Consider the following 25,389-nt stretch of genomic DNA (forward strand, 5'->3'; position numbering starts at 1 on the left):
AATACAATTATTACAAAAAACACTAGAAACATTATTCATTTTTCATTAATAGATCTAAAACAGTAGTCGTTCCTATTTTAGCAATAATAACCCCATGTTTATCCAGCAATAACCCAAAAGGTATAGCTTTAATTCCAAATGTTTTCGCTATATCAGAATCAAATCCATCAATGTTCACAAATTGCAACCAAGGCATATTTTGCATGGCTAATGCTTTATTCCATGATGCAATCTCTGTATCCAGAGATATACCTATTATTTCAAGTTTGTCTGAGTACTCTGCGTATATTTCTTTTAGCTTTGGTATAGAGACCAAGCACGGTTCACACCACGAAGCCCAAAATTCAAGAAATACAAAATCTTTCTTTCCAATATATTCTAATAAATACTTCATTTCACCATTAGAGGAGAGAAGAGTAAAATCCTTCATCTTTACACCAATAAAGGAAGATGTTGATCTCGCGGTCCTCAATGTCTGCATATATGATTGAAAATTTGGACTATTTTTAGTTTTATCATCAATAAAATCAAATATATCCTCCAATTCTTTCTCACTCTCACAGATATACAAATCAACAGGAAGAACACCGATTCTCAAATTATGCATAAGCAAAATCTGTCCTAACTGATTCATAAAATTCCTCTCTATAAAATTTATCATAAATTGTCCTTGATTATAATATAATTGTTCTAATTTAGAACCTGGTAAAATCACAATATCATCGCCCCATTTAGGTTCTATTTTTATAATCTCAGATTTGTAAAATTTCATCGAGTCCTGATATTGTAAAAAAATATTGTTTAATGGAGAGCCTTTTATATAAACTTCATTTTCATAAAAAGACACATAAATTGTTCTCGGTTCTAATAATAATTCAATTATGATATCAGCTTTATCTTCTTTCTTGTTTTGAACTACAATTAAAGATAAATTATTTAAATATTCATTATTCTCAAATAAAAACTTTCCTTGATTAATCTCCGAAGTATCAGAATCAATAATGACACCATAATCATCTTTTATAAAAAGTATAGCAAATTGACCATTAAAAGATTGGCTAATCGTTCCTTCAATACGAGATTTTTCACTCTGAACAGAAGAGAATATATCAGTAGAAAACAAAAGTGACAAACAAATAATTAAAATACTAATTTTCATACATTCATATATTAATATAATTCAATCATTATGTATTAATTTATTAGAACTCCACTCGAAATGCATTAACTGCCAACCTTCGAGTGGAGAACATCTTATCAATTCCATCTAAGGATATTGTAATCAACTATTCGCATGCACAACTATATTGAAATGGACCTGATGTTATAGTTATTGTACAAGATCCCATACTACCATTCTCTTTCATACAACTTGAAGCTGCAGATTGACAATTATATCCATTTCCCATTATATTCATACCACAAGCATATCCGCCATAATACCCAGCTTTAATACTTTTCATTTCCTCATGATTCAATTTAGAGGAGTTAAACTCAATTTTCCCAAATGTTTTCATAAAAAATTACATTTTAATTAGTTAATTACATTAATTATATATGTATTTCTATTTATAATAGAATACGTAGATCATCGATACTATAAATATCAGGTAATATATATCCATTATATAAAACTGTAGGAGTTAGAGAAATTTTATTTTGCTTACTCCACTCTTCATGCTTTTGTTGTTCCTCTAAAACCTCTTTTGTATTAAAATTAAAATTATATTTAGCATAGGTATTTTTTATCTCATACTTCTCACTTGTAAACCATCTATTAAATAAATCCTTTGCAAAAATAGGTCCCTTATTTAAATAAGCAGCAATAAGAAATTTCCCACTATTCCTAACCATTTCTTTATCAAAATTAATAAATATAAACTGAATATAAAGATCATCTTCTCCTAAATAATTCAACAAATTATTAATTTTTTCATGAGCAATTCCACAAGGTTCACAGTGAGGATTCGAAACCATTGTAATCTTATTTTTAGCATTTGAATTTCCAAAACAAATTTGTGAGACTCCTTCAACAGTATATCTGTCTTTTGAATATAATAATCCTTCAAAAACATCATTAGTCATTTTCAAATTATTAAATGCATGCTTCAAATAAGTAACTTGATGACTTTTAGCTATAACAGGAAGTAAAATACTAATGAAACAGAATGGTAAAATATAAACAAAGACAACAATACCCCAATTAAACAAACAAAACTCATAAACACGTATATATCTAAATATCAAATCATTAATAAATATACAATAAAATAGAATTTGAACAATAATACACAATGCGCACCATTGTTTTACTTTAACTTTTTGATACCAAATACTCCAGAAACTATAAGGAAGTACACAGACATTTATCAAAGCTAAATATGACAAAAGTTCTGGATAAAAAAAAATCATGATCAAATTGGATAAAAAATAACTCAATCCAGCTTCACTCCATCCAATTATTCCCCACAATTTAGCGGCTTTAGATTCCAATACATTATTACAATCACTTTTTTTAAATATCGAACAAATTTTATCAGCAGAAGCACTATTAATCCTTACCTGTTTAAGGATTAACAGATAACCTATATAGGTCCCTAAAGAATTTAAAACAAATAAATTCATCATTCCAATATCATTATACCAACGATTCGAGATTATAAGCAATATAGGAATAATAATAATTGATAAAATTATTATTAACTTTAGAAGACGAAAATAGTATTCTTTTATTACATTACTCTCATATTCAGGTTCAATTGCTTTTTGGTAATCACTAATTAAAAGGATAACACCACTCCATTTTTCTTTGAACTCAAAAATACTAGTCGAAACCTCTTCACCATCTATAGAATAATAAATATCTGCTTCTGTTAACTTTAAAACAATAACTAACTGATGATTGTATTGAGCGACAAAAGGAGTTTTTAAATCACCTAATATATCTTTATCTTCGATCCTATAACCATCATTATTAATACCATAATCTTTTAATATACGTGACAAACCAAATAAATTATACTTATGTGGATGTTCCTCATACAATTTATTGAAATAAAAGTCTGTATGTCTAACTTTCAAGCGTTTCAAAAGTTCATGCAATAGAGAAGTATCTTTTCGCATATTTTATCATTATATTAACATTGTATTCAGTTAAAAAATAAATATTATAGATACTGATGTATCTTCACAAAAATACAATATTCCACATCTTCTATATTCAATATTAACAAAACAAAATCACTGCATATAGATCAATTACGAATTTTATAATCACAGTTCAATCTTACAACAAGAATAATGTTTTTATAAATTCAGAAAAATATTCAATGATTTTTTCTAGCAATATACTTAATAATCATAATTTACAAGACTATAAATATGATTAATTAATGTGGATAAAGATCACTCAAGAATATAGTACACTAATACAGAATAAAATCTCCCTGCAAATAACCGTATTCATGATTCAAATAAACATTGTATACTCCAACAGCCTCATCCAACATAAAGTGAATCGTTTCTCCAGAAGAAATCACAACACACTCTTCCATAATTATATGACTTTCGGCATCAATCACTACAATCGTTAAGTTAGATAAAGCATCTGCACAATATACAGATAAAACATTTCCATCTAAGGACACTCGCGGTTCTTGAGGAACAATTGTTCGGATAATATTCCCTCCCCATCTACCTTTTACATGAATACTGTCGCTTAATGCAATTTTGGGAAACATTCCCGTTACAAGAATAGTCAAAATTAAAATCCAATTGTTTTTCATGGTAATAACTTTCAAATTATTTACGCAAAGGTAAAAGTCACAAAAGCGACTGCCAAGATTTCTTAGTAACAAAAATGTAACAATTTAAAAGCCACACAATCAAACATATAACATCATAAAGACAAAATCCATTTATCAAAATCCTGAGCAGTTCCCTGTTTTTGAGTCAATTTTATGTAGAGGCGTTTTCTTCTGAGGGATACAGCCTGACTTGTCAGAGATAACAAAATGGCAATACGGCTTACCGGGATATCTAATCTTGTTAAACAACAAATTTGCAGATCCGTATCTGAAATTCCAGGATACATCATTTTTACCTTATAAGTGAAATTCAAATACAACACATGATCGATCCACTTAACTATATCCGGCCATCGTTTATAATCTAGCTTTCTCCATTTTTCACGTAACCCCTCGTACAAATCGGAAGTAAAAAATATTTTAGTAGAAGCTATTCCTACAATAGAGCAAGAAGAATGTTCCACCATTTTCTCATTGAAAACTCCCTGTATCATATCCAACTGTATTTTCAAGTCATTCGCGATTTCTATTTTTTGGCCTAATTCAACTATCGCAGCATTTCGTTCAGCCAAATACTGTTGGCTTTCTCTATATTTCTGCTCTTGAAGGCGTAAGGATTGATTCAACTGTTCTTCTTTTTTTTTCTTTTCCCTAAACAAATAAAAAACAATACAAACCGTTACCAATAGGAATAAAGAACCTCCTCCCAAAAACCTGTACAAATAGTTCGTTTTACGATCTGCTTCTTGCCTATAATACTCTTTTTCTTTTTCTACAATTTGATAATCATACAAACTTTGCAACCGGGTTAAAGTTTCCTTATAAGTCTGTTGCTCCATTGAATCACGAAGAACCTCGTATTGTTCCTGAAAAAACATATAAGCATTCAAATTTTTTCTTGATTTTTCCAACAGTGATAGTGAATGGTATGTATCTTTCAATGTATATATATCTGTACTTTTCCGACAAAAAGACAAATAATGGTAAGCTGAATCTGTTTTTCCCAATTTCAGATACAAATCACCTAGAGTCAAACTAATTAAATAAGAATCATCTACTATTTCTATTTGAGTATATGCCTCTTTTGCATAAGACAAACCTTTTTCATAATCACCTATTCTACCATAGGTGTCAGCTAATTCATTAAGCAGATAAAATTTGTAATAATCAGAAGTATATAACAAAGCTTTCGAATAATAATAGACTGCACTATCAAGCTGATTATAACATACATAAACACGAGCTACATTCCGAAGAGCCATAGACAGGCTTGCCGTATCTTTGTTATAAATAAAACAATCAACAGCTTCCTTCTGCAAATTCAAAGCTGGCTGATATAGTTCCTGATAAGTATATAACGTACCTAAATTAGCACACAAACGTCCTAACAAAGAATAGTTATTCAAATTTTTCCCGACTTCATAGGCTTTTAAATAATACCCCTGCGCCTGTGGTGCATCATTCAAATCCTGAAAAACCCTGCCGCAAAAATAGTACGCCTGCATCTTCCGATCTTCTAAATCGCTCTTCTCATAATACTTGACTGCTATTTGTATCAATGAATCAGATCTATGTTCTATTTGGTTCTTATCTTGTGCTTGCATATACAATAAACACCAAAGTGCATATTGCCCACGTGGCAAATCCTCAGGCTGCATTATACTATTTAAAACACATAACGCACTATCAGGTCTTTCGTTCATATAGCTTTCTGCTTTACTCAACAAGAAAGCCACATCATTTTTTCCGCTACATGCTATCAGACAGAATAGTAGCAGAAAATATAGTATTAGCTTTAGTTCTTTAAACATATATACTCAATATTAACGAGTACAATATAGGAATTTATTTTCATAGGATCACATCAAATAATTTTATTTACAAAAAACATCATATCTCCAGTACAAATCCTTCTATTTCGTATTATATTTGTATTCGAACGCTTTTGCGTTTGATATATATCAAACGAATAGAACACATATATGCTTCTTTCATTTGGTAATTGTTCTCCTTTCATTCGATATTCATAGAACGATTCATTGTTCGGGATGAAAATTGGGTTTGGCTGGTATTAATTTAAAACACGATAATAATGAGTTTAAAATTCGGATGGTACAAAACTCCGGTTCCAGGAGACAGGGAGGATAAACAAGTTCCCCATGCGCGAATCATTTCACAAGGGACACTCGACACAAAGTATATGTGTAAAATGATCTCGATGTCGAGTACCATTTCTTCGGCCGATGTAAAAGGAGTATTGGAAGCTCTGAACTTCTGGATGGGGTTCTGCCTGTCAGAAGGGAACAGTATCGAACTGGACGGATTGGGTTACTTTACCCCTACACTGAAAAGTAAAATAACCACCGATGAAAGCGGTAAAAACAAGGTACAGGCAGAAATAGATTCCGTCAGTTTCCGTTGTGCAACCTCCCTGAAAGAACAAGTGCGGGAAGCCGGACTCGAACTGGTAAAAAAAACGAATACGGAAAAGCTCCCGCAAGAACAACGCCTGAAGAATATCATGACTGAAGTGGAAGAAAACAAATGCATTAATCGTAGTACCTGCATGAAGCTGAACCGTTGTAGTCAGTTCATAGCGCTAAACGACTTGAAACAACTGATAAACAGCAACAAACTGATACAGATCGGCGGAGGCAAACAGACAATGTATATACGTTCAGTATAAATCTGAAATTTCGCGGCGGCGAAAATAACCGCCGCGAAATTTCAGATTCAAGCCAAAATAGCTTTATTCCCATACATTTGATTTATCCACATAAAACATTCCACACTATGATAAAAAGGACGGGCAGCAGACAGAAACATCTCTTGCATCATATGCCGTTATAATTATTTCATTCGAATTATTCAAATCGAATAATTCAGGTTTAATCGTTTCACAAGGATATGCAGCCATTTATGTCGCTGTAAAATTTGTTATTCTACATCCTTTCTTTTACCTTTGTAACAGCCGTTAATGTAATAGCCATTAAATTAACAGGGATTAAATTAAAGCACGTATGAAATTTTACGATCGAAAAAAAGAGTTAAAGCTACTACAGGATATCAATGAGCAATCACGTAACAGTGCTTGTTTTACAGTGATGGTTGGCCGTCGTCGTATAGGCAAAACTGCTTTACTGCTCGAAAGCGTGAGGGGAGAGAAGTTTCTGTACCTCTTTGTTTCCCGCAAAAGTGAAGTACTTTTATGCGAGCAGTTTCAACAGGACATCAAAGAAAGCCTGGGGCTGGATATATTCGGTCGGGTGGACAACTTCCGTACCTTATTCGAACAATTGATGATTTACGCTACAAAAACTCATTTCACACTGATTATCGATGAATTCCAGGAGTTTGACAATATAAACAGTTCCATTTTCAGCGATATCCAGAATATATGGGATAGATATAAGGAAGAAGCTAAGGTAAACCTCATAGCTTGCGGATCTATTTATTCCATGATGAAAAAGATTTTTGAAAACAATAAAGAGCCGTTGTTCGGACGCCTGACATCTAAAATTATACTAAAACCATTCAATGTTTCTACGATAAAAGAGATACTAAAAGATTACAATCCGGGATATACACCCGAAGATCTGCTGGCTTTTTATCTTATAACAGGAGGAGTGGCTAAGTATGTTGCCTTACTGATGGAAGCAGGTGCTACCACATTCAACAAAATGATTCACTATACGGTGCGGCCTGATTCTCCGTTCCTGTCAGAAGGACGCGATCTGCTTATTTCTGAATTTGGACGTGAATATGCAACCTATTTTTCCATCTTACAGTTAATAGCTTCAGGTAAGACAGCGCAAAACGAAGTTGATTCGATTATCGGAAAAAACACAGGGGCTTATTTGGCTAATCTTGAAAAGGAATATTCCCTGATAAACAGAAATAAACCGATGTTTTCAAAACCGGAAAGCAGAAACAGCCGCTGGTGCCTGAATGATAATTATCTGATGTTTTGGTTCCGTTTTATATTCCCCAACCTGTCTATGATTGAACTGGGAAAAAATGATATGCTTGAAAAATTCATCTTAAAGAACTATGAACAGTACAGCGGACATATACTGGAACGCTATTTCAGAGACAGGATTGCTGAAAGCGAAGATATTACGGACATCGGTAATTATTGGGACAACAAAGGAGAAAATGAAATCGATCTTATCGCCCTCAACCGTTTTGAAGAGAAGGCATTGATAGCTGAAGTTAAGCGAAATCCAAATAAGATCAATATAGCTCGCCTATATGAGAAAGTAGCCTCCATAAAAAAACAATTATCGCATTACACATTGGAAATAAAAGGATTGTCAATGCAGGACATGTAACAGGACATGTAAATAGTCAAACAAAAACATTGAATAAACTAAACCTCCGTCAATATGATTCTACTCTCGAACATAGACTTTACCCTGCCACTGGCAGATCCGGTATTAAAATTCCTGCTGATCCTGCTTATTATACTGGCAGCTCCGCTTCTTTTGAATAAACTTCGGGTGCCTCATCTGCTTGGCTTGATCATTGCAGGAGCCATTATCGGTCCGAATGGGTTTAATCTCGTTTTACGCGATAGCAGCATTATTTTATCAGGAACAGCCGGATTACTTTATATCATGTTTCTGGCAGGGCTGGAAATCGACATGGGAGATTTCAAGAAGAATAGCGGAAAAAGCCTCGTTTTCGGAATGTACACGTTCCTTATTCCTATGATATTGGGAACAGTAGTAGGGTTATGGGTACTTAAATTCAGTATGGAGACATCCGTATTGCTTGCCAGTATGTTCGCTTCACATACCCTGATCGCCTATCCGATCATCAGTAAACTGGGGATCAGCAAAAATAATGCGGTAAGCATCACTGTCGGCGGAACGATGATTACCGATACCCTGGCACTGTTAGTATTGACTATTATCGTCGGCATGGCTACGGGAAATGCGGATGATGCGTTCTGGATACGCCTCGGTATATCGGTCGTTGTTTTCGCGTTGTTCGTATTGCTTGTATTTCCTTTTATCGGACGTTGGTTCTTTAAACGGGTACATGATAATATCTCACAATATATATTCGTCCTCTCGATGGTGTTCTTCGGTGCTTTCCTCGCACAATTGGCAGGGATGGAAGCTATTATCGGCTCTTTCCTGGCCGGATTGGCGCTGAACAGGCTAATCCCTCAAAGTTCGCCTTTGATGAACCGGGTGGAATTTGTCGGTAACGCCATTTTTATTCCTTTCTTCCTGTTGAGCGTCGGCATGCTTATCGATTACAGAGCTTTCTTTACCAGCTTCGAAACCATAAAAGTCGGTATTGTCATGATCGTTGTCGCTACCGCTGCAAAATATGCCGCTGCATGGCTGACGCAAAAAACATTCCGGCTATCGGTCGACCAGCGAAGAGTCATCTTCGGATTAAGCAATGCACAGGCAGCCGCGACCCTGGCAGCAGTTATGGTCGGCTATAATGTCATACTGGGAACAACACCGGAAGGCGAACCGATCCGCCTCCTGAATGAAAGTGTCCTGAACGGAACGATCCTGATGATCCTGGTGACCTGTGCCATCGCCTCTTTCTCCGCTCAAAAGGGAGCACACAATATAGCCATGAAAGAGTCTGAAGAGGCACACGACGATAATGATACGAAAGACGAACATATCCTGATCCCCGTCAGCAATGAAGAGACGGTTGAAGAATTGGTCCATCTAAGCCTGGCGGTTAAATCGAAAACCAATACCAGCGGGTTATACGCACTCAAGGTAATAGACAACCACAATTCGGACGAAAAGGCCCTGAAATCATCCAAACGGGTGTTACAAACAGCCGTCGACACAGCCGCTGCCACAGACGTACGCCTGAAAGGGTTACTCCGCTACGACCTGAGTATCTCCAACGCTATCACCAGTGTTGTCAAGGAACGGGTAATAACCGACCTTGTTCTGGGGTTACACAAAGAAAAAGACATCCCGGCAGCTTTTCTCGGAAATATCGTTGAAAACGTATTACAACATAGCAGTGTAACGACCTTCATCTACAAACCAGTACAACCGCTTTCGACCATCAAACGCCATTTGATCATCATTCCTGACCAGGCGGAAAAGGAAATCGGCTTCATTCAGATCATGGACAGGATATGGAATGTGTTGCAGAATACCGGAGCCAAAGTGGTATTTTACGGTTCGGACGATACACTAAAAGCCATAAAAAAAGTGTTTGCCAAAAGGGCCGGAGAAATCTCTTATACAACTTTCAGCGATTGGGATGATTTTCTGATTGTCTTCCGGGACGTGAAAGCTGACGACAGCATGTGGATCATTTTCAGCCGGAAAGAAGGTCTGTCGTATAATTCGGTCATGCCCCGTATTCCGGGATATCTGAATAAATATTTCCAATCCAACAGCTTCATTCTCTCTTATCCGATACAGGCTAGTATGGATGAAGGTACGAGGTATCTGACTTAAGGAAATTAAAAATTGAGAATTGAAAATTGAAAATTACGGGTGGATGGTCGACAGTTTAGTAAGCTATAAAATCATAAAGCGTGAACAGTTGTTGACATATTTCAGTTATATTTGCAGACTGGAACAGATAAGTACTTCAAAAAATGATGAATAAAGCATTACATAGAATGGGAGAATATGTCATGTTGATGGGGAAATCCATATCAATACCTGACAGATGGAGCATGTTCTTCAAACAATTGATAAAAGAGATCTACAAACTGGGAGTAGACTCCCTTTGGATCGTAATTATCATTTCAGTCTTTATCGGTACGGTAATCGCAATTCAGATATCACTGAATATCAGTTCTCCGCTGATTCCTAAGTTTACGATCGGATATACGACTCGTGAAATTATCCTTCTTGAGTTTTCTTCCTCTATCATGTGTTTGATCCTGGCGGGTAAAGTCGGTAGTAATATTGCCTCCGAGATCGGGACTATGCGTGTAACGGAGCAGATCGATGCGATGGAGATCATGGGAGTGAATTCGGCTAATTTCCTGATCATGCCTAAAATTGCCGGACTGATGATCTTTATCCCGGTATTGGTTGTATTCAGTATGTTTACCGGTATGCTGGGAGGTATTGCTGCCAGCCATTCAACGGGAACGGGAATGACCCCCGCCTCTTTCGAATACGGGTTACAGTTCTATTTCAATGAGTTCTATATTTGGTATTCTATTATAAAATCCGTGGTCTACGCCTTTATTATTTCATCGATAGCCGCTTATTTCGGCTATTATGTAAAAGGAGGTGCGCTTGAAGTCGGTAAGGCTAGTACGAATGCTGTCGTAATGAGCAGCATCATGATCTTGCTGGCAGACGTAATAATGACCCATTTAATGCTTACATAACAATGATAGAAGTAAAAAATATAACGAAATCGTTTGAAGGACGTACGGTACTGAATAACATCAGTGCTGTTTTTGAAACCGGCAAGACCAATCTCATCATTGGGCGAAGCGGTTCCGGAAAAACGGTTTTGATCAAAAATATTATTGGCCTGATGAAACCGGATTCAGGAGAGATCCTGTATGATGGACGCGACTTGACTTCAATGGGAAAATTAGAGTTGAACATGCTCCGCCGGGAAATGGGTATGTTGTTTCAGGGTTCGGCCCTGTTCGACAGTATGACGGTTCTTGAAAACGTGATGTTCCCTCTAAATATGTTCTCAAAAGACTCTTTTAAAGAAAGGGAAAGGAGGGCGATGTTCTGCCTGGAACGCGTTAACCTTTCAGAGGCGGAACGCTTGTATCCGTCGGAGATCAGTGGAGGTATGATGAAACGTGCGGCTATTGCCCGCGCCATCGCTCTGAATCCGAAGTATCTTTTCTGCGATGAACCGAACTCCGGCCTCGACCCTAAAACATCCTTGTTGATAGACGACCTGATCCACGATATTACGACCGAATATAAGATGACCACCGTCATAAACACTCACGATATGAACTCGGTTATGAATATCGGAGAAAATATCATCTTCATCAAAGAAGGGGTAAAAGAATGGCAAGGAACGAAAGACCAGGTTATCACTTCCAACAATAAAGCACTGAATGACTTTATCTTTGCCTCCGACCTCTTCCGGAAAGTCAAGGAGGTGGAGATGCACCAGGAGGAAGGGTGAAGCAGTTACAGTTGACAGTTTTAAGAAACAAGAAAAGGCCCTGCTATTGGATCAAAAATCAATAGCAGGGCCTTTTATCTGTCAACTGTCACTTATCAACCGTCAACTCTTTAGTAGCCGAACAGTTCTTCTTTACTCAGTTTCGTGATCGGCCCATATACGGAGAGTGATTTCAGATCCAGGTCTTTTTCATCGCCAAGCACACAATAGGTATATTTACGACCTTTCACCCATTTTTCCTGGAATGCTTTAATTTCATCCAATGTCATGGAAGGTGCTTTTTCATACAGTTCCTTGCGACTATCCACATTCAATCCCAGATCCTGTGCACTCATATAAGACCATAAGACATCCGATTTTGTGATACGTTCGGTGCGTAAGCGGGTAATCAATGCATCCTTTGCCAGTTCGAACGCTTTTTCCGATTCCGGCATATTATTGATAATATCGTCGAATGCCTTCATTGCATCGATCATCTTATCATTTTGAGTCGCGATAAACGTACGATATACGTACGGATATTTCAACTTGTAAGGCGTGATCAGGAATGCACCGGCCGAATAAGCCAAACCGCGTGACTCGCGCATTTCCTGGAATACAATTGCATTCATTCCTCCACCGAAATATTCATTATACATATTCAATGTAGGCTGGATAGCGGGATCAAACTTTTCCCCCCGGTTGGAAACAGCAGAGAAATAGATCTGCTTAGCATCGTACTGCGCCAGTAAAACCTTATTTTCAATCGTTTCCTGTTGCTTGAAGTCGGCAGCAGCCGGAAGCGGGTTCAACGTGGCAGGTACGTTATGGTATTGCTCGATAATATCCAACAAAGCTTGTGCTTTTTCCGGTCCGTAATACAGGATAGAATGTTCGTACGAATTTATCTTATGAATACGGTCTACCAGCACCTGCGGGTCCATCTGCTGCAATTCGGCAGTAGTCAATACATGAGTTGCCGGAGAATTCGGCCCCCAGATCGCATACTGGATCAGCTTATTGAAATTCTCACCCTGGTTCAGTTTGGCATCCGCTCTCTTCTTTAATATATCATCCGCCAAGTTGGCATAAGTATCTTTATTGACCTGTGCATCAGCCAACAGTTCTTCAAACAGGGCCATTGCCTGCGGCATCTTTTCACGCAGTCCCTGCAGCATCACATAGGTACGGTCGGAACCCGGGAAGACACTGAAGTAACAAGCCAGGCGATAGAATTCTTCATTGATCTCTTTCAGGCTTTTGGTAGATGTACCCAGATATTTCATATATTCAAAAGCGGTACCCATCGCTTTATCATTATTATTACCCATATCGAATACATACATCAATGAGAATATATCGTTCGTCTCATTTTGTTTGTAGAGGACAGGGATATCGGACTTAGCCGTCAACTTCTGCAAATCCTTGTCGTAATCGAGGAATACCGGTTCGATCGGTGTCACCTTTGCTGCCTGTATTTCCTTCAGGAAAGCACTTGTGCTATCACGATTCATTACGATCGGAGTGATCTTCGGTTTATCGATTTTCTTTTCATTCGGGTCCTTACCTTCCCTTTTATAAACAACGGCATAGTTATCACCGAAATATTTATTGGCAAATTCTACGATCTGAGGTTTAGTGATCTTACTCATCCTATCCAATTGAGCGACCTCGTCTTTCCAGTCTACTCCATTAATAAAGGAAGAGACAAACATATCGGCACGGCTGTAATTATTATCCAGGCGATACATCTGCATCAATTTATAGTTGTTGATAGCAGCCTCTAAAAGTCCCTCGTCGAACTCTCCTTTTTTCAATTTATCTATCTCTGCCAGGAAAAGATCCTTCACTTCGTCAAGCGTTTGTCCCTGTTTCGGGCGACCGCCTATAACGAATGCATTATAATCAGCCATATCATAAGTACCGGCATAACAGCTAAGAACTTTCTGCTGCTGTACCAGGTCGATATCCAACAGGCCGGCTTTTCCGTTATTAATGATTTCACTCGTCAGGTTCAGTAAGTCCTGTTCAGGGGAAGCAGCACCGGGGAAACGCCATCCTAATGTCACATTTTCAGCATCCACTCCCAATACTTCCTTTACAACCGGAGCTTTGATAGGAGATTCGTGTGTCACCGGTAATGCCGGCAAATTCGGATTCGGCTGCAAATGGCTAAAGTATTTATTGATTATGGCAATAGTCTGGTCGGGATCAAAATCACCGGACATACAAATCGCCATATTATTCGGCACATACCAGGTATTATGGTAATTTTTGATATTGGTGATCGACGGATTTTTCAGGTTCTCCTGCGTTCCTAAAACAGTCTGTGTTCCGTAAGGATGATCCGGGAAAAGAGCATTTAAAACGGCTTCATAGACTTTACGTCCGTCACTGGTCAAAGACATGTTCTTTTCTTCGTAAACTGTCTCCAACTCGGTATGAAAACCACGAATCACATTATTTTCAAAACGGTCTGCCTGGATTTTTGCCCAGTTATCGATCTGGTTGGAAGGGATATCTTCGGTATAAACAGTCATATCGAAGCCCGTATAGGCATTTGTACCGTTCGCTCCGATAGCAGACATCAGCTTATCGTATTCGTTCGGAATAGCATATTTCGACGCTTCATAAGAAATGCTGTCTATCTGATGATAAATAGCTTTCCGTTCAGCTTCATCGGTCGTCTTCCGGTATACTTCAAACAGTTGTTCGATTTCATCCAGCATCGGTTTTTCCTGTTCGTAATTCTGAGTACCGAACTTCTGAGTACCTTTGAACATCAGATGTTCAAAATAATGTGCCAACCCGGTCGTTTCAGCCGGGTCATTCTTCCCGCCAACCCTAACAGCGATATAAGTCTGGATACGCGGTGTCTCTTTGTTTACGGTCAAATACACTTTCAAGCCGTTATCCAGCGTATAGATACGTGCTTTCATGGGGTCATTCGGGACTGACTCGTACTTAAACGGGGAAGTCTCTTTACAGGCTGCGGTCAGTAAAATAATTACGGCCAGCGAAAGAAGCTGAATAATTCTACGCATACGATTTAGATTTAGAGATTACTTAGGAGCCAAATATATGAAAATATAATTCAATTAACCTCCATAAACCATTTAATTATTGGTTATTACACGAAAAAAGGCGATTATTGCAACAATATGCAATAACCGCCTTCCTATACTTATTCCGGAGATCAAATTCCGAATGCTTCTTTTACTTTATCCACATAATCCAGTTTTTCCCATGTAAACAACTCTACTTCGCAAACAGTCGGCTTCGGGTTGTAACGGGAGGTGAATGTTTTTGTCACTGTTTCCGGTTTACGTCCCATATGACCGTAAGAGGCTGTTTCCAGATAGATCGGGTTACGTAGTTTCAGACGTTCTTCGATTGCTTTCGGACGCATATCGAAAATGTTCCAGATCTTTTCTGCAATCTCACCGTCGGTAAACTTGACATTGGAGCGACCGAAGGTATTTACAAAAATATTCATCGGTTTGGCTACACCAATTGCATAAGATACCTGTACCAGCATTTCGTCGGCTACACCGGCTGCAACCAGGTTCTTAGCGATATGACGAGCTGCATAAGCGGCCGAGCGGTCTACCTTTGAGGGGTCTTTACCGGAGAATGCACCACCACCGTGAGCACCTTTGCCACCATACGTATCCACAATGATCTTACGGCCGGTCAGGCCTGTATCACCGTGAGGGCCACCGATCACGAACTTGCCGGTCGGATTCACATGATAAATGATATCATCGTTGAACAAAGCCTGTACGTGGGCCGGATACTGCGCCTTTACACGAGGTACCAGGATGTTCTTTACATCTGCTGCAATCTTCTTTTGCATGGCGATATCGGCTTCTTCCTGGCTGATGCCTTTCGGGCCGATAAATTCGTCATGTTGGGTAGATACAACGATCGTATCGATGCGTAACGGCTTACCGTTGTCATCGTATTCAATAGTTACCTGGCTCTTTGCATCCGGACGGAGGTAAGGCATCAGGTCGTTTTCATTCTTACGTATCTTTGCCAGTTCCCACAACAAGCTGTGTGAAAGATCCAGCGCCAGAGGCATGTAATTCTCAGTTTCATTCGTAGCATAGCCAAACATCATACCCTGGTCGCCTGCTCCCTGGTTATAAGGGTCTTCGCGTTCAACACCACGGTTAATATCTCCACTCTGTTCGTGGATAGACGAAAACACACCGCATGATTTTGCTTCGAACTGGTATTCACTCTTGGTGTAACCAATCTTTTCGATCACGTTGCGTGCTACATCCTGCACATCTACATAAGCACTTGATTTAACTTCTCCAGCCAAGACAACCTGTCCGGTTGTAACAAGGGTTTCGCAAGCAACTTTCGAGTTCTTGTCATAAGCAAGAAACTCATCCAGCAAAGCATCCGATATCTGATCGGCTACTTTATCGGGGTGCCCTTCGGACACCGATTCGGAGGTGAATAAATAACTCATTACTTTGAAATTAGTTGACAGATGACAAGTGACAGTTGACAGTTATAAAAACCATAGACTGAACCTGGCACTGACAAGTGATTATTAATAATGAATTGATAACGGAAGGATCATATATGCCGAACGGCTAAGAAAAGTATCTTGTTTTTAGCATTTTTTCCTGTGGTTGCAAGCAATACAAATCTATCCACATCAATTCGGTTGCAAAGATACAAAATAATTGAAAAATAAAAATTGAAAATTGAAAATTATTTTTTCTTCTTTGTGTTACGAAGTGCTTTTTTATACTTGTATTCAGCTTTCATCTTGGCCGAACCCGATTTATGAGTACCTTTCAGAAAATCAGAATATTTGATTTTCCTTTCTCCGGTATTTTCTTCAGTGGCTTTTTTCTTGAAGACCATACCGCCACCTGTCAGGATTTTTTCTATATCGTTCATTGTTTTATTTTTATTCGTTCATTTGAAAAACAGAAAGAAAGCACAAAATGTTGCACTTACATAAGAGAGATTACCGACTTCTTAAATACCGGATGGATCACGTTAGGGGCAATCTCCGCCAACGGCTCCATTACAAACAGACGCTCATGCATTAGGGGATGCGGCAAGGTCAATTCCGGAGTCTGTAGAATAAGATCGTCATACAGCAATATATCGACATCGATAATACGGTCGTGATATGCTCCGTTACTCTTCTGCGTTCGTCCCATTTCCAGTTCGATCTGCTGGGTTGCTTTCAGCAGCTCCAACGGCGACAATGAAGTCTCCAGCTGTAAGGCTGCATTCAGGAATGTATTGTCGGACTGAAAGCCCCAAGGCTCCGTTTCGTAAAAACCGGAAAGGGCGAGAACGTCTCCCACCCTTTCAGCTAACAGCGCGGCGGCCGTTATCATATTCCGTCTTTTATTTCCTATATTCGTACCTAAAGCAAGGTATGCAATAGCCATAATCAACGTTTATAAGATCAGCATGGCATCACCGTAAGCACCGAAACGATACTTTTCTTTCAATGCCACTTCATAGGCATCCATAATCAAATCGTAACCACCGAATGAAGCAGTCATCATCAGAAGAGTAGACAACGGCATGTGGAAATTTGTGATCATGCTGGTTGCCACACTGAAATCATACGGAGGGAAAATGAACTTATTGGTCCATCCTTCGAATTCTTTCAGGTGTCCGTCTGTGCTAACTGCTGTTTCAATAGCACGCATCACAGAGGTTCCTACGGCACAGATCTGTCGTCCGTCGTCTTTACCTTTGTTTACGATATCGACAACATCCCCGTTTACGATCATCTGTTCGGAGTCCATCTTATGCTTTGTCAGGTCTTCCACGTCGATCTCACGGAAATTGCCCAGTCCGGAATGAACTGTCAGGAAAGCAAAACGGCAGTCTTTAATTTCCAGACGTTTCATCAGTTCACGGCTGAAGTGAAGACCGGCAGCTGGAGCAACAACAGCACCTTCTTCCGTAGCGAAGATGTTCTGGTAACGATCTTCGTCATCCGGTTCGACCGGACGGTCGATATATTTTGGCAGCGGGGTTTCACCCAATGCATATAATGCTTTTTTAAATTCGTCGTGGTTACCGTCATACAGGAAACGCAGTGTACGGCCACGTGAAGTAGTATTGTCAATGACTTCAGCCACCATCGAATCGTCTTCTCCGAAATACAGTTTGTTACCGATACGTATCTTACGTGCCGGATCAACCAATACATCCCAAAGACGCAGGTCTTCGTTCAGTTCACGCAGCAAAAAGACTTCAATACGTGCACCGGTTTTTTCTTTATTCCCGTACAAACGGGCAGGGAAAACCTTCGTGTTATTGAAGATGAATACATCTTTCTCTCCAAAATAGTCCAACAGGTCTTTAAATACCTTATGCTCTATTTCGCCGGTGTTACGATTAACAACCATCATACGGGATTCATCCCTGTTCTTTGCAGGATGAAGAGCGATCAAATCCTCCGGTAAATTAAATTTGAATTTAGACAGCTTCATAATGTTACTTTATTTATTTTCTTTTTATTCTTATCATTTGTCAGAGGACACAGACCCAACTTCACCAGCCGGACAATCTCCTACCGCCTCATCCAGAAAGGCATCTATCTCTTCCGGATTCATGCATTTATCCAATGTTATATCTCCGATCCGGGTACGTTCCAACCCGATCAGATGAGCTCCCGAATGTAAGGCCGTACCGATATCACGGGCCAAAGCACGGATATAAGTACCTTTGCTACACACCACACGGATCTTAATGACCGGCAGGTTACATTCCAGTAACTCCATTTCGTCGATCACCAATGTCTTCGACTTCAACTCCACTTCTTCACCTTTGCGCGCCAATTCATAAGCACGCTTCCCATCCACTTTACAAGCAGAAAAAACCGGGGGGATCTGTTGGATGGTACCTACAAACGAATTCAGTACCTCTTCTACCATCTCCCGGGTTATATGTTCTGTCGGATATACAGCATCTATCTCTTTTTCCAGGTCGAAAGAAGGCGTTGTCTCACCCAGTTTCAGCGTTGCAACGTATTCTTTGGTCTGATACTGGAATTCATCGATCCTTTTGGTCGCTTTCCCGGTACAAACGATCATTACCCCGGTAGCCAACGGATCAAGCGTTCCGGCATGTCCGACCTTTATCTTTTTTACTTTCAGCTTCCGCGACAACTTATACCGGAACTTGTTCACCAGATCGAACGACGTCCATGTCAGCGGTTTGTTAAAATATAAAACCTCTCCTGCTATAAAATCCATTCTATATTATTTCATCAATGTACATGCAATAGTAATCAAACCCGCTATTGCACAATAAATAGCAAAGTAGATCAACTTCCCTTTTTTCACGATATTGATCATCCACTTACAAGCCAGACAACCGGAAAGGAAAGCCGCTACAAAACCTACGACCAGTGAAAGTGTCGGAATATCTCCGGCCACGTCTTCACCCTTAACCATCTTCAATACATCCAATAAGGCTTCACCCAAAATCGGAGGGATCACCATCAGGAAAGAAAACTGGGCCAGTTTCGCCTTATTATTACCCAACAATAAACCCGTAGCAATCGTTGTACCCGAACGTGATAGTCCCGGCAAGACTGCACAAGCCTGTGACAGACCGATAATAAAAGCGTCTTTCATCGAAATATTTTCTTTCTGCCGCGGCTTTGCATAATAAGAGAATGCCAGTAAAGCAGCTGTTACCAGCAGCATACAACCGACGATAAGCAAACCCGAGCCGAAGATTGCTTCGACTTTATCTTTGAAAAATACTCCCACGATACCGACCGGTATCATCGAGATCAGGATATTGATCGCATAACGTGTTTCGCTATTCATCTCAAATTTGAATAACCCGCGGAATATCCATTCGATCTCTTTCCAGAGTATCACTAATGTACTAAGTACCGTAGCCACATGGACTACGATCGTAAATGTCAAATTATCTTCTCCTTCAATTCCAAACAGGGCCGATCCGATTGCCAGATGACCGCTGCTGCTTACAGGAAGATACTCCGTCAGTCCCTGTACGATTCCCAGCACTAAGGCCTCTAACCAACTCATTCGGCTACTTCTTTACCTTTACTGTTCTTCAGGATTCCTACAATCATCAGACCGAAACCGATCACAGTTACCACCGGCGCAACAACAATACGTCGTGTACTGAATATTTCCGGATTAAAACTGGTTGCATCACCTGATCCACCACCACTCATCAACATAAAACCAATAATGATTACTGCTACAGCAACTGCAATCAGAATAAAATTTTCTTTACCGAATGCAAAATCTCTTTTAGCCATCTCTCTTTGTTTATTTTAAATGTAATACAACTTATCAACACCCATACGGAGGTACTTGTTTACAGCAAAAATGGTAGCCGTAATGGATAACAGTATACCCAGTAGGAATACTGCGGCATAAACCACCAGTAAAGCCTTCATATCCAATAATTGAATAAAGCCGTCCAACTCGTGTTGTAAATAATATAACGAACCTGTCAGCATCAATATTGCAAGGATAGAAGCAAAAATACCACTTACCACATTATAACGGACAAAAGGCCGGCGTATAAAGCCGGAAGTAGCACCTACCAATTTCATTGTATGGATCAAAAAACGCTTTGAATAGATCAATAACCGGATTGTGTTACTGATCAGTACAAATGATATGGCCATCAGCATAACGGCCAGTGTGAGCAGGATAATGCTCAGGCGTTTCATATTATCGTTTACCATCTGCATCATGTCTTTACGGTAAAGCAGGTCGGATACAGATGTATATGTTTTTATTTTCTTTTCTATATGCTGCAGGCTGTCCGGATTGGCATATTCGGAATGCAGTTTTACCTCGATCGAAGCCTGAAGGGGATTAAAGCCAAGAAATGTTTCAGGATTTTCGCCTAACTCTTCTTCGAGTTCCTTCGCGGCTTGTTCTTTAGATATGTATTCGGTAGACTTGATAAAAGGAAGTGCGTCCAGGCTTTTCTGCATTTTTTTAATGTCGGCCTCTTTCTGATTATCTTTCAAAACTATGGAAAATGAAATATTTTCCTTCACATAAACCGATAACTGATTCCCCAGTAGCCCCATCAGCAAAATCAACCCTAGCAGAAACAGCACCAGCGCTATACTGATAATGGAAGTGAGACGAGAATTAAAAAAAGAAACCGAGCTAACCTTATTATTTTCAGCCATCAGACGTACCCTTATTATTATTCAACAAATTAAGGAGATACGCACAGAGCGCATACCTCCCAATTTTTCTGCAAAAGAACGAATAAATTGCGAGACAGCCGGCAGATTATAATTATTTAACCATTTCTAAACCTGCCGGTTCGCACTCATCATTCTACCGGTTCGCCGAATAATGTTGCCGAAGAGGCTCTGTTGATCCTTACCTTCACAAATTGTCCGACTTTATAGTTTTTCTTATCGAAAATAACCACTTTATTCTGACTGGTACGCCCGAACAACTGTTCGCGCGAGCGTTTGGAGAAACCTTCGATCAGAACCTCAAACTCTTTTCCTATATCACGCAGGTTACTTTCTTCCGACAGCTGGTTCTGTAAATCGATCATCCCCTGCAAGCGACGTACTTTTTCTTCTTCCGATACCGTATCGGGAAGATGTTTGGCCGCATAGGTTCCGGGACGTTCAGAATATTTGAACAGGAAAGCAGCGTCATATCTGACTTCGCGCATCAAGGAAAGTGTTTCTTCATAATCTTCTTCCGTTTCCGAATGAAAACCACAGAACAGATCGGTTGCAATCGAAGCTTCCGGAACGATACGGCGAATAGCAGCGATACGATCGAGATACCATTCACGGGTATATTTACGGTTCATCACTTTCAGGATCTTCGAGCTACCCGACTGGGCCGGCAGATGTATGTACTTACATATATTATTATGGGCGGCTATCACACGAAGTGTATCGTCACTCATATCTTTTGGATGAGAGGTCACAAAGCGGATACGCATATCCGGGGCCTCCTCGGCCACACGTTCCAGCAGCATAGGGAAAGTAACCGTTTCACCGTCTTTTTCGAAAGCATACGAATTCACATTCTGTCCGAGCAATGTCACCTCTTTAAAACCTTTGTCACGCATATCCCTTATTTCATTCAGGATACTTTCCACATCGCGGCTACGTTCACGTCCACGGGTATAAGGCACGATACAATACGTACAAAAATTATTGCAACCGCGCATGATCGACACAAAACCGGAGATATGCACACCACCCAACTTCAGGGGCATCACATCTTTATAGGTTTCCTGGGTAGAAAGTTCGACATTGATCGCTTTTTCCCCATGTTCGACAGCACCTACCAGGTTAGGCAGATCCATATAAGAATCCGGACCTACTACCAGATCGGCATGATGCACATTGATCAGTTCCTCTTTCACCCGTTCGGCCATACATCCCAGCACGCCTACGATCAGTGATTTCTTTTTCCGTTTCAGAGACTGAAAATACTGAAGCCGTCCGTAAATTTTCTGTTCTGCATTATCGCGTACCGAACAGGTATTTACAAAAACCGCATCCGCTTCTTCAATCTTGTCGGTCATAACATATCCGTCCATTTTCATGATGGAAGCTACCACCTCACTGTCTGCTACATTCATCTGGCACCCGTAGGTCTCGATGAACAACTTTTTCTCCTCATTTCCGGCTGCAGATTTTAAGTCTGCGCCATTTTCCTGATTCGTCATTTTGTTTCCGTTAATAAAATTTAAATACATGTATTCTATAAAAATAAACCGCCAAAGGCTTGCACAGTTCAAATTCGCCAATTATATTTGCATACGAAAAACGTAAATTTTTTCATAGTTAAGGTTTTGGTTAAATCGAATAAGGGTGGCTGTGAAGTTACCCTTATTTACTTTTATACCCTTTATAATTCTCTCCTCTTTCACTATTCAATAAATCTTCGTACATTTGGAGTGCAAAAATAATCAAAGTTATGGATAACCTGGGCGATTGGATATATATTGTTTTCCTGATAGTTGCAGCAGTGAGCGGTTTATTCAGTTCAAAGAACAAGAAAAAACGCCCGACTCAGGTGCTGGGACAACCTGAATACGAGCCGGCTAAAGAGGTGCATACTCCTTCTGGCAAAGGTTTTTGGGAAATACTGGAAGAGGTAACCACTCCTCCTGAAAAGAAAGAAAATAAGAAAAAGAAAAAAGAGATACGGCAACCTAATCCTTTCCTGGCTGCGGAACAGGAAATCCACAAACCTAAAGTCAGTTCATCCCCGATCATGAATTTTCCGACCGAAGAGGAACATGCCCTTTTAGAGGATATTGAGTTCAATAACGCTGAAGAGTTAAGAAAAGCTGTTATTTACTCAGAAATACTTAACCGCAAGTATTGATCTATTTTCTTTTTTAATACCTTTGCAGCCGTTTAGCTGACTTATAAGTATTTATCTAATAAAAAATAATATCATGGCTTTAAAATTCATCACAGCTGAAGAAGCTGCTTCGTTCGTACATCACGACGATAACGTAGGATTCAGTGGTTTCACCCCTGCCGGATGTCCGAAAGTCGTTCCGGGAGCCATTGCCAAAAAAGCGATGGAAGAACACGAAAAAGGTAATCCTTTCCAGATCGGTATGTTTACCGGCGCTTCTACAGGCGATAAACTAGACGGCGAACTGGCACGTGCAAATGCAATCAAGTTCCGTACTCCATATCAGTCAAATAAAGACCTCCGCGCACTGTTGAATTCACACGGAGCGCAATATTACGATATGCACCTTTCTGAACTGGCACAGGACCTGCGTTACGGTTTCCTTGGAAAAATCGATGTAGCGATCGTCGAAGCTGCCGATGTAACGGAAGACGGTGAAATTGTTCCTACCAGCGGTGTTGGTATCCTGCCGACTATATGCCGGATGGCTGACCGTATCATTATCGAATTGAACAGTCGCCACCCGAAAGAGATTCGCGGCATGCATGATATTTATGAACCGGCAGATCCTCCTTATCGCCGTGAAATTCCTGTTTATACTCCGTCAGACCGTATCGGGACTCCTTACGTAAAGGTTGATCCTGCCAAGATCGTCGGTATCGTTAAAACAGAAGAACCGAACGAAGGCGGTAAGTTCTCTCCGCTAGATGACGTCACAATGGCTATCGGTAAGAATGTTGCCGACTTCCTGGTGAGCGAAATCAAAGCCGGCCGTCTGCCGAAAGAATTCGTTCCTCTGCAGAGCGGTGTAGGCAACGTTGCCAATGCTGTTTTAGGCTGTATGGGAGCTAACGAAGAAATTCCGGCATTCAATGTATATACTGAGGTTATCCAAGATGCTGTTATCAGCCTGATGAAAGAAGGTCGCGTTAAATTTGCCAGCGGTTGCTCTTTGTCTGTAAGTAATGAAGTAATCCGTGAAATTTACGGTAACCTCGATTTCTTCAAAGACAAGATTCTTCTTCGTCCGCAAGAAATCTCTAACAATCCGGAAGTGGCTCGTCGTCTTGGATTGATCGCAATCAATACGGCTCTGGAAGCCGATATCTTCGGTAATATCAACTCTACTCATGTATCAGGAACAAGAATGATGAATGGTATCGGTGGATCTGGTGACTTTACTCGTTCAGCGATGTTGTCTATCTTCACCACTCCTTCTACAGCCAAAGACGGTAAGATCAGTGCGTTCGTTCCGATGGTGTCTCACCTGGATCACAGCGAACATTCGGTAAAGATTATCATCTCTGAATATGGCGTAGCCGACCTGCGTGGAAAATCTCCGATCGAACGCGCTAACTGCATTATCGACAATTGTGTTCACCCGGATTACCAACCGTTATTGAAAGAATATCTGGCAATGGGTGTGAAAGGTCATACTCCGCAGAACCTGAAATGTTGCTTCGCTTTCCACGAAGAACTGGCAGCCAGCGGCGACATGCACAATGTAGACTGGAGCAAGTACAACAAGTAATTGCTACCTTATATAATACAAGAAATCCCGAAGTGAAAACATTTCGGGATTTTTTTGCCCCATTTTCAACTGCAGCCGGCCTAAATCTCGTTTTAAACGAGATTATGCTTCGTTTAAAACGAGTTTTCATTAGCAAATTTAGCTATTGCATATTCAAAGTAAAAAGATGATATACCGACTTTATACCGTAACAAATTCGTATGTATTAAAAATTATAACGGAGAGTTGTATAAATTTATCAACATAAATAATTCACTAACAGACAACAATAATCCAACCCATTTAAACCACAAACCAGGATTTTCATCATCCGCAGGTACTTGCGAGCAAATAATTTATCTACTGCTAATCTCCCGCCTCTACGAAAACGCTTGTATCCGATGTTTTTGTTGATGTGAAGTCATTAATACTAAAAGATAAAGAAGAGTATACACAAAACCAGTGACAAAGTCTTTGAAGAACTCTGTATGTTTACAATCGTGCTAACAGTTATTTTTAAGTAATATTCAGCTTATATCGACTAAATCTTGAATTT

At 39.6% G+C, this 25,389-nt stretch carries 22 protein-coding genes; 7 read left to right on the forward strand and 15 right to left on the reverse strand.

Going from position 1 to position 25,389, the window contains the following annotated elements; genetic code table 11:
* Positions 1-31: 31 nt before the first annotated feature.
* The 5 genes from BQ7394_RS19255 to BQ7394_RS19270 form a co-directional block, all read right to left on the reverse strand.
* Positions 32-1,159, reverse strand: a complete 1,128-nt coding sequence (locus BQ7394_RS19255; protein WP_075558874.1) for a TlpA disulfide reductase family protein — start codon at positions 1,157-1,159, stop codon at positions 32-34.
* 127 nt (positions 1,160-1,286) lie between these two features.
* Positions 1,287-1,517, reverse strand: coding sequence for a hypothetical protein (locus BQ7394_RS25725; RefSeq protein WP_139317728.1), 231 nt, complete (start codon positions 1,515-1,517; stop codon positions 1,287-1,289).
* A gap of 52 nt (positions 1,518-1,569) precedes the next feature.
* Positions 1,570-3,123 (reverse strand): vitamin K epoxide reductase family protein, encoded by a 1,554-nt coding sequence (locus BQ7394_RS19260; RefSeq protein WP_075558875.1) that lies wholly within the window; start codon positions 3,121-3,123, stop codon positions 1,570-1,572.
* Between the two features lie 302 nt (positions 3,124-3,425).
* Positions 3,426-3,785, reverse strand: coding sequence for a DUF3244 domain-containing protein (locus tag BQ7394_RS19265; RefSeq protein ID WP_075558876.1), 360 nt, complete (start codon positions 3,783-3,785; stop codon positions 3,426-3,428).
* Positions 3,786-3,898: 113 nt separating this feature from the next.
* A complete protein-coding gene (locus BQ7394_RS19270) occupies positions 3,899-5,617 on the reverse strand; it encodes a tetratricopeptide repeat protein (protein WP_075558877.1) in 1,719 nt (572 codons plus the stop codon).
* Positions 5,618-5,898: 281 nt separating this feature from the next.
* On the opposite strand from BQ7394_RS19270, the gene BQ7394_RS19275 reads away from it, so the two are divergent.
* The 5 genes from BQ7394_RS19275 (at position 5,899) to BQ7394_RS19295 (ending at position 11,927) form a co-directional block, all read left to right on the forward strand.
* Complete coding sequence (locus BQ7394_RS19275) at positions 5,899-6,492, forward strand: HU family DNA-binding protein (protein ID WP_075558878.1); 594 nt, start codon at positions 5,899-5,901, stop codon at positions 6,490-6,492.
* Between the two features lie 334 nt (positions 6,493-6,826).
* The gene (locus BQ7394_RS19280; RefSeq protein WP_075558879.1) at positions 6,827-8,137 is read left to right on the forward strand and encodes an ATP-binding protein; all 1,311 of its coding nucleotides are present in this window, start codon (positions 6,827-6,829) and stop codon (positions 8,135-8,137) included.
* 54 nt (positions 8,138-8,191) lie between these two features.
* Complete coding sequence (locus BQ7394_RS19285) at positions 8,192-10,261, forward strand: cation:proton antiporter (RefSeq protein ID WP_075558880.1); 2,070 nt, start codon at positions 8,192-8,194, stop codon at positions 10,259-10,261.
* A 146-nt stretch (positions 10,262-10,407) separates the two neighbouring features.
* Complete coding sequence (locus BQ7394_RS19290) at positions 10,408-11,154, forward strand: MlaE family ABC transporter permease (RefSeq protein ID WP_028730620.1); 747 nt, start codon at positions 10,408-10,410, stop codon at positions 11,152-11,154.
* A gap of 2 nt (positions 11,155-11,156) precedes the next feature.
* Positions 11,157-11,927: an ABC transporter ATP-binding protein gene (locus BQ7394_RS19295; protein WP_075558881.1), complete on the forward strand. Its 771-nt coding sequence runs from the start codon at positions 11,157-11,159 to the stop codon at positions 11,925-11,927.
* A gap of 110 nt (positions 11,928-12,037) precedes the next feature.
* On the opposite strand, the gene BQ7394_RS19300 is transcribed toward BQ7394_RS19295, so the two are convergent.
* The 10 genes from BQ7394_RS19300 to miaB form a co-directional block, all read right to left on the reverse strand.
* Positions 12,038-14,950, reverse strand: a complete 2,913-nt coding sequence (locus BQ7394_RS19300) for a M16 family metallopeptidase (protein WP_075558882.1) — start codon at positions 14,948-14,950, stop codon at positions 12,038-12,040.
* A gap of 152 nt (positions 14,951-15,102) precedes the next feature.
* Positions 15,103-16,389, reverse strand: a complete 1,287-nt coding sequence (gene metK, locus BQ7394_RS19305) for a methionine adenosyltransferase (RefSeq protein WP_075558883.1) — start codon at positions 16,387-16,389, stop codon at positions 15,103-15,105.
* A gap of 248 nt (positions 16,390-16,637) precedes the next feature.
* Positions 16,638-16,829 (reverse strand): hypothetical protein, encoded by a 192-nt coding sequence (locus BQ7394_RS19310; protein ID WP_075558884.1) that lies wholly within the window; start codon positions 16,827-16,829, stop codon positions 16,638-16,640.
* Between the two features lie 56 nt (positions 16,830-16,885).
* Entirely contained in the window at positions 16,886-17,335 is a 450-nt protein-coding gene (folK, locus tag BQ7394_RS19315) for a 2-amino-4-hydroxy-6-hydroxymethyldihydropteridine diphosphokinase (protein WP_075558885.1), read from the reverse strand.
* 9 nt (positions 17,336-17,344) lie between these two features.
* A complete protein-coding gene (gene queA, locus BQ7394_RS19320) occupies positions 17,345-18,394 on the reverse strand; it encodes a tRNA preQ1(34) S-adenosylmethionine ribosyltransferase-isomerase QueA (RefSeq protein WP_028730614.1) in 1,050 nt (349 codons plus the stop codon).
* A gap of 33 nt (positions 18,395-18,427) precedes the next feature.
* Positions 18,428-19,159 (reverse strand): tRNA pseudouridine(55) synthase TruB, encoded by a 732-nt coding sequence (gene truB, locus BQ7394_RS19325; RefSeq protein WP_075558886.1) that lies wholly within the window; start codon positions 19,157-19,159, stop codon positions 18,428-18,430.
* Between the two features lie 6 nt (positions 19,160-19,165).
* A complete protein-coding gene (locus BQ7394_RS19330; protein ID WP_075558887.1) occupies positions 19,166-19,966 on the reverse strand; it encodes an undecaprenyl-diphosphate phosphatase in 801 nt (266 codons plus the stop codon).
* Positions 19,963-20,205, reverse strand: a complete 243-nt coding sequence (locus BQ7394_RS19335) for a DUF3098 domain-containing protein (protein WP_075558888.1) — start codon at positions 20,203-20,205, stop codon at positions 19,963-19,965. Before BQ7394_RS19335 ends, BQ7394_RS19330 begins: the two co-directional genes overlap by 4 nt.
* A 15-nt stretch (positions 20,206-20,220) precedes the next feature.
* Positions 20,221-21,099 (reverse strand): cell division protein FtsX, encoded by an 879-nt coding sequence (locus BQ7394_RS19340; protein ID WP_075558889.1) that lies wholly within the window; start codon positions 21,097-21,099, stop codon positions 20,221-20,223.
* 149 nt (positions 21,100-21,248) lie between these two features.
* On the reverse strand, positions 21,249-22,619 hold the full coding sequence (gene miaB / locus BQ7394_RS19345) for a tRNA (N6-isopentenyl adenosine(37)-C2)-methylthiotransferase MiaB (protein ID WP_075558890.1): 1,371 nt from the start codon (positions 22,617-22,619) through the stop codon (positions 21,249-21,251).
* A gap of 251 nt (positions 22,620-22,870) precedes the next feature.
* Here miaB and BQ7394_RS19350 point away from each other — a divergent pair, with 251 nt between their 5' ends.
* Entirely contained in the window at positions 22,871-23,284 is a 414-nt protein-coding gene (locus BQ7394_RS19350; protein ID WP_075558891.1) for a hypothetical protein, read from the forward strand.
* 73 nt (positions 23,285-23,357) lie between these two features.
* The gene (locus BQ7394_RS19355) at positions 23,358-24,854 is read left to right on the forward strand and encodes a butyryl-CoA:acetate CoA transferase (RefSeq protein WP_075558892.1); all 1,497 of its coding nucleotides are present in this window, start codon (positions 23,358-23,360) and stop codon (positions 24,852-24,854) included.
* Positions 24,855-25,389 lie beyond the last annotated feature (535 nt).

The sequence above is a fragment of the Parabacteroides timonensis genome, from assembly GCF_900128505.1.
Taxonomy (GTDB): Bacteria; Bacteroidota; Bacteroidia; order Bacteroidales; family Tannerellaceae; genus Parabacteroides; species Parabacteroides timonensis.

Bases quoted from the DNA above. Each gene is read 5' to 3' on its own strand.
- BQ7394_RS19255 (WP_075558874.1), bottom strand. From the start codon at position 1,159: ATGAAAATTAGTATTTTAATTATTTGTTTGTCACTTTTGTTTTCTACT.
- BQ7394_RS25725 (WP_139317728.1), bottom strand. From the start codon at position 1,517: ATGAAAACATTTGGGAAAATTGAGTTTAACTCCTCTAAATTGAATCAT.
- BQ7394_RS19260 (WP_075558875.1), bottom strand. From the start codon at position 3,123: ATGCGAAAAGATACTTCTCTATTGCATGAACTTTTGAAACGCTTGAAA.
- BQ7394_RS19265 (WP_075558876.1), bottom strand. From the start codon at position 3,785: ATGAAAAACAATTGGATTTTAATTTTGACTATTCTTGTAACGGGAATG.
- BQ7394_RS19270 (WP_075558877.1), bottom strand. From the start codon at position 5,617: ATGTTTAAAGAACTAAAGCTAATACTATATTTTCTGCTACTATTCTGT.
- BQ7394_RS19275 (WP_075558878.1), top strand. From the start codon at position 5,899: ATGAGTTTAAAATTCGGATGGTACAAAACTCCGGTTCCAGGAGACAGG.
- BQ7394_RS19280 (WP_075558879.1), top strand. From the start codon at position 6,827: ATGAAATTTTACGATCGAAAAAAAGAGTTAAAGCTACTACAGGATATC.
- BQ7394_RS19285 (WP_075558880.1), top strand. From the start codon at position 8,192: ATGATTCTACTCTCGAACATAGACTTTACCCTGCCACTGGCAGATCCG.
- BQ7394_RS19290 (WP_028730620.1), top strand. From the start codon at position 10,408: ATGAATAAAGCATTACATAGAATGGGAGAATATGTCATGTTGATGGGG.
- BQ7394_RS19295 (WP_075558881.1), top strand. From the start codon at position 11,157: ATGATAGAAGTAAAAAATATAACGAAATCGTTTGAAGGACGTACGGTA.
- BQ7394_RS19300 (WP_075558882.1), bottom strand. From the start codon at position 14,950: ATGCGTAGAATTATTCAGCTTCTTTCGCTGGCCGTAATTATTTTACTG.
- metK (WP_075558883.1), bottom strand. From the start codon at position 16,389: ATGAGTTATTTATTCACCTCCGAATCGGTGTCCGAAGGGCACCCCGAT.
- BQ7394_RS19310 (WP_075558884.1), bottom strand. From the start codon at position 16,829: ATGAACGATATAGAAAAAATCCTGACAGGTGGCGGTATGGTCTTCAAG.
- folK (WP_075558885.1), bottom strand. From the start codon at position 17,335: ATGGCTATTGCATACCTTGCTTTAGGTACGAATATAGGAAATAAAAGA.
- queA (WP_028730614.1), bottom strand. From the start codon at position 18,394: ATGAAGCTGTCTAAATTCAAATTTAATTTACCGGAGGATTTGATCGCT.
- truB (WP_075558886.1), bottom strand. From the start codon at position 19,159: ATGGATTTTATAGCAGGAGAGGTTTTATATTTTAACAAACCGCTGACA.
- BQ7394_RS19330 (WP_075558887.1), bottom strand. From the start codon at position 19,966: ATGAGTTGGTTAGAGGCCTTAGTGCTGGGAATCGTACAGGGACTGACG.
- BQ7394_RS19335 (WP_075558888.1), bottom strand. From the start codon at position 20,205: ATGGCTAAAAGAGATTTTGCATTCGGTAAAGAAAATTTTATTCTGATT.
- BQ7394_RS19340 (WP_075558889.1), bottom strand. From the start codon at position 21,099: ATGGCTGAAAATAATAAGGTTAGCTCGGTTTCTTTTTTTAATTCTCGT.
- miaB (WP_075558890.1), bottom strand. From the start codon at position 22,619: ATGACGAATCAGGAAAATGGCGCAGACTTAAAATCTGCAGCCGGAAAT.
- BQ7394_RS19350 (WP_075558891.1), top strand. From the start codon at position 22,871: ATGGATAACCTGGGCGATTGGATATATATTGTTTTCCTGATAGTTGCA.
- BQ7394_RS19355 (WP_075558892.1), top strand. From the start codon at position 23,358: ATGGCTTTAAAATTCATCACAGCTGAAGAAGCTGCTTCGTTCGTACAT.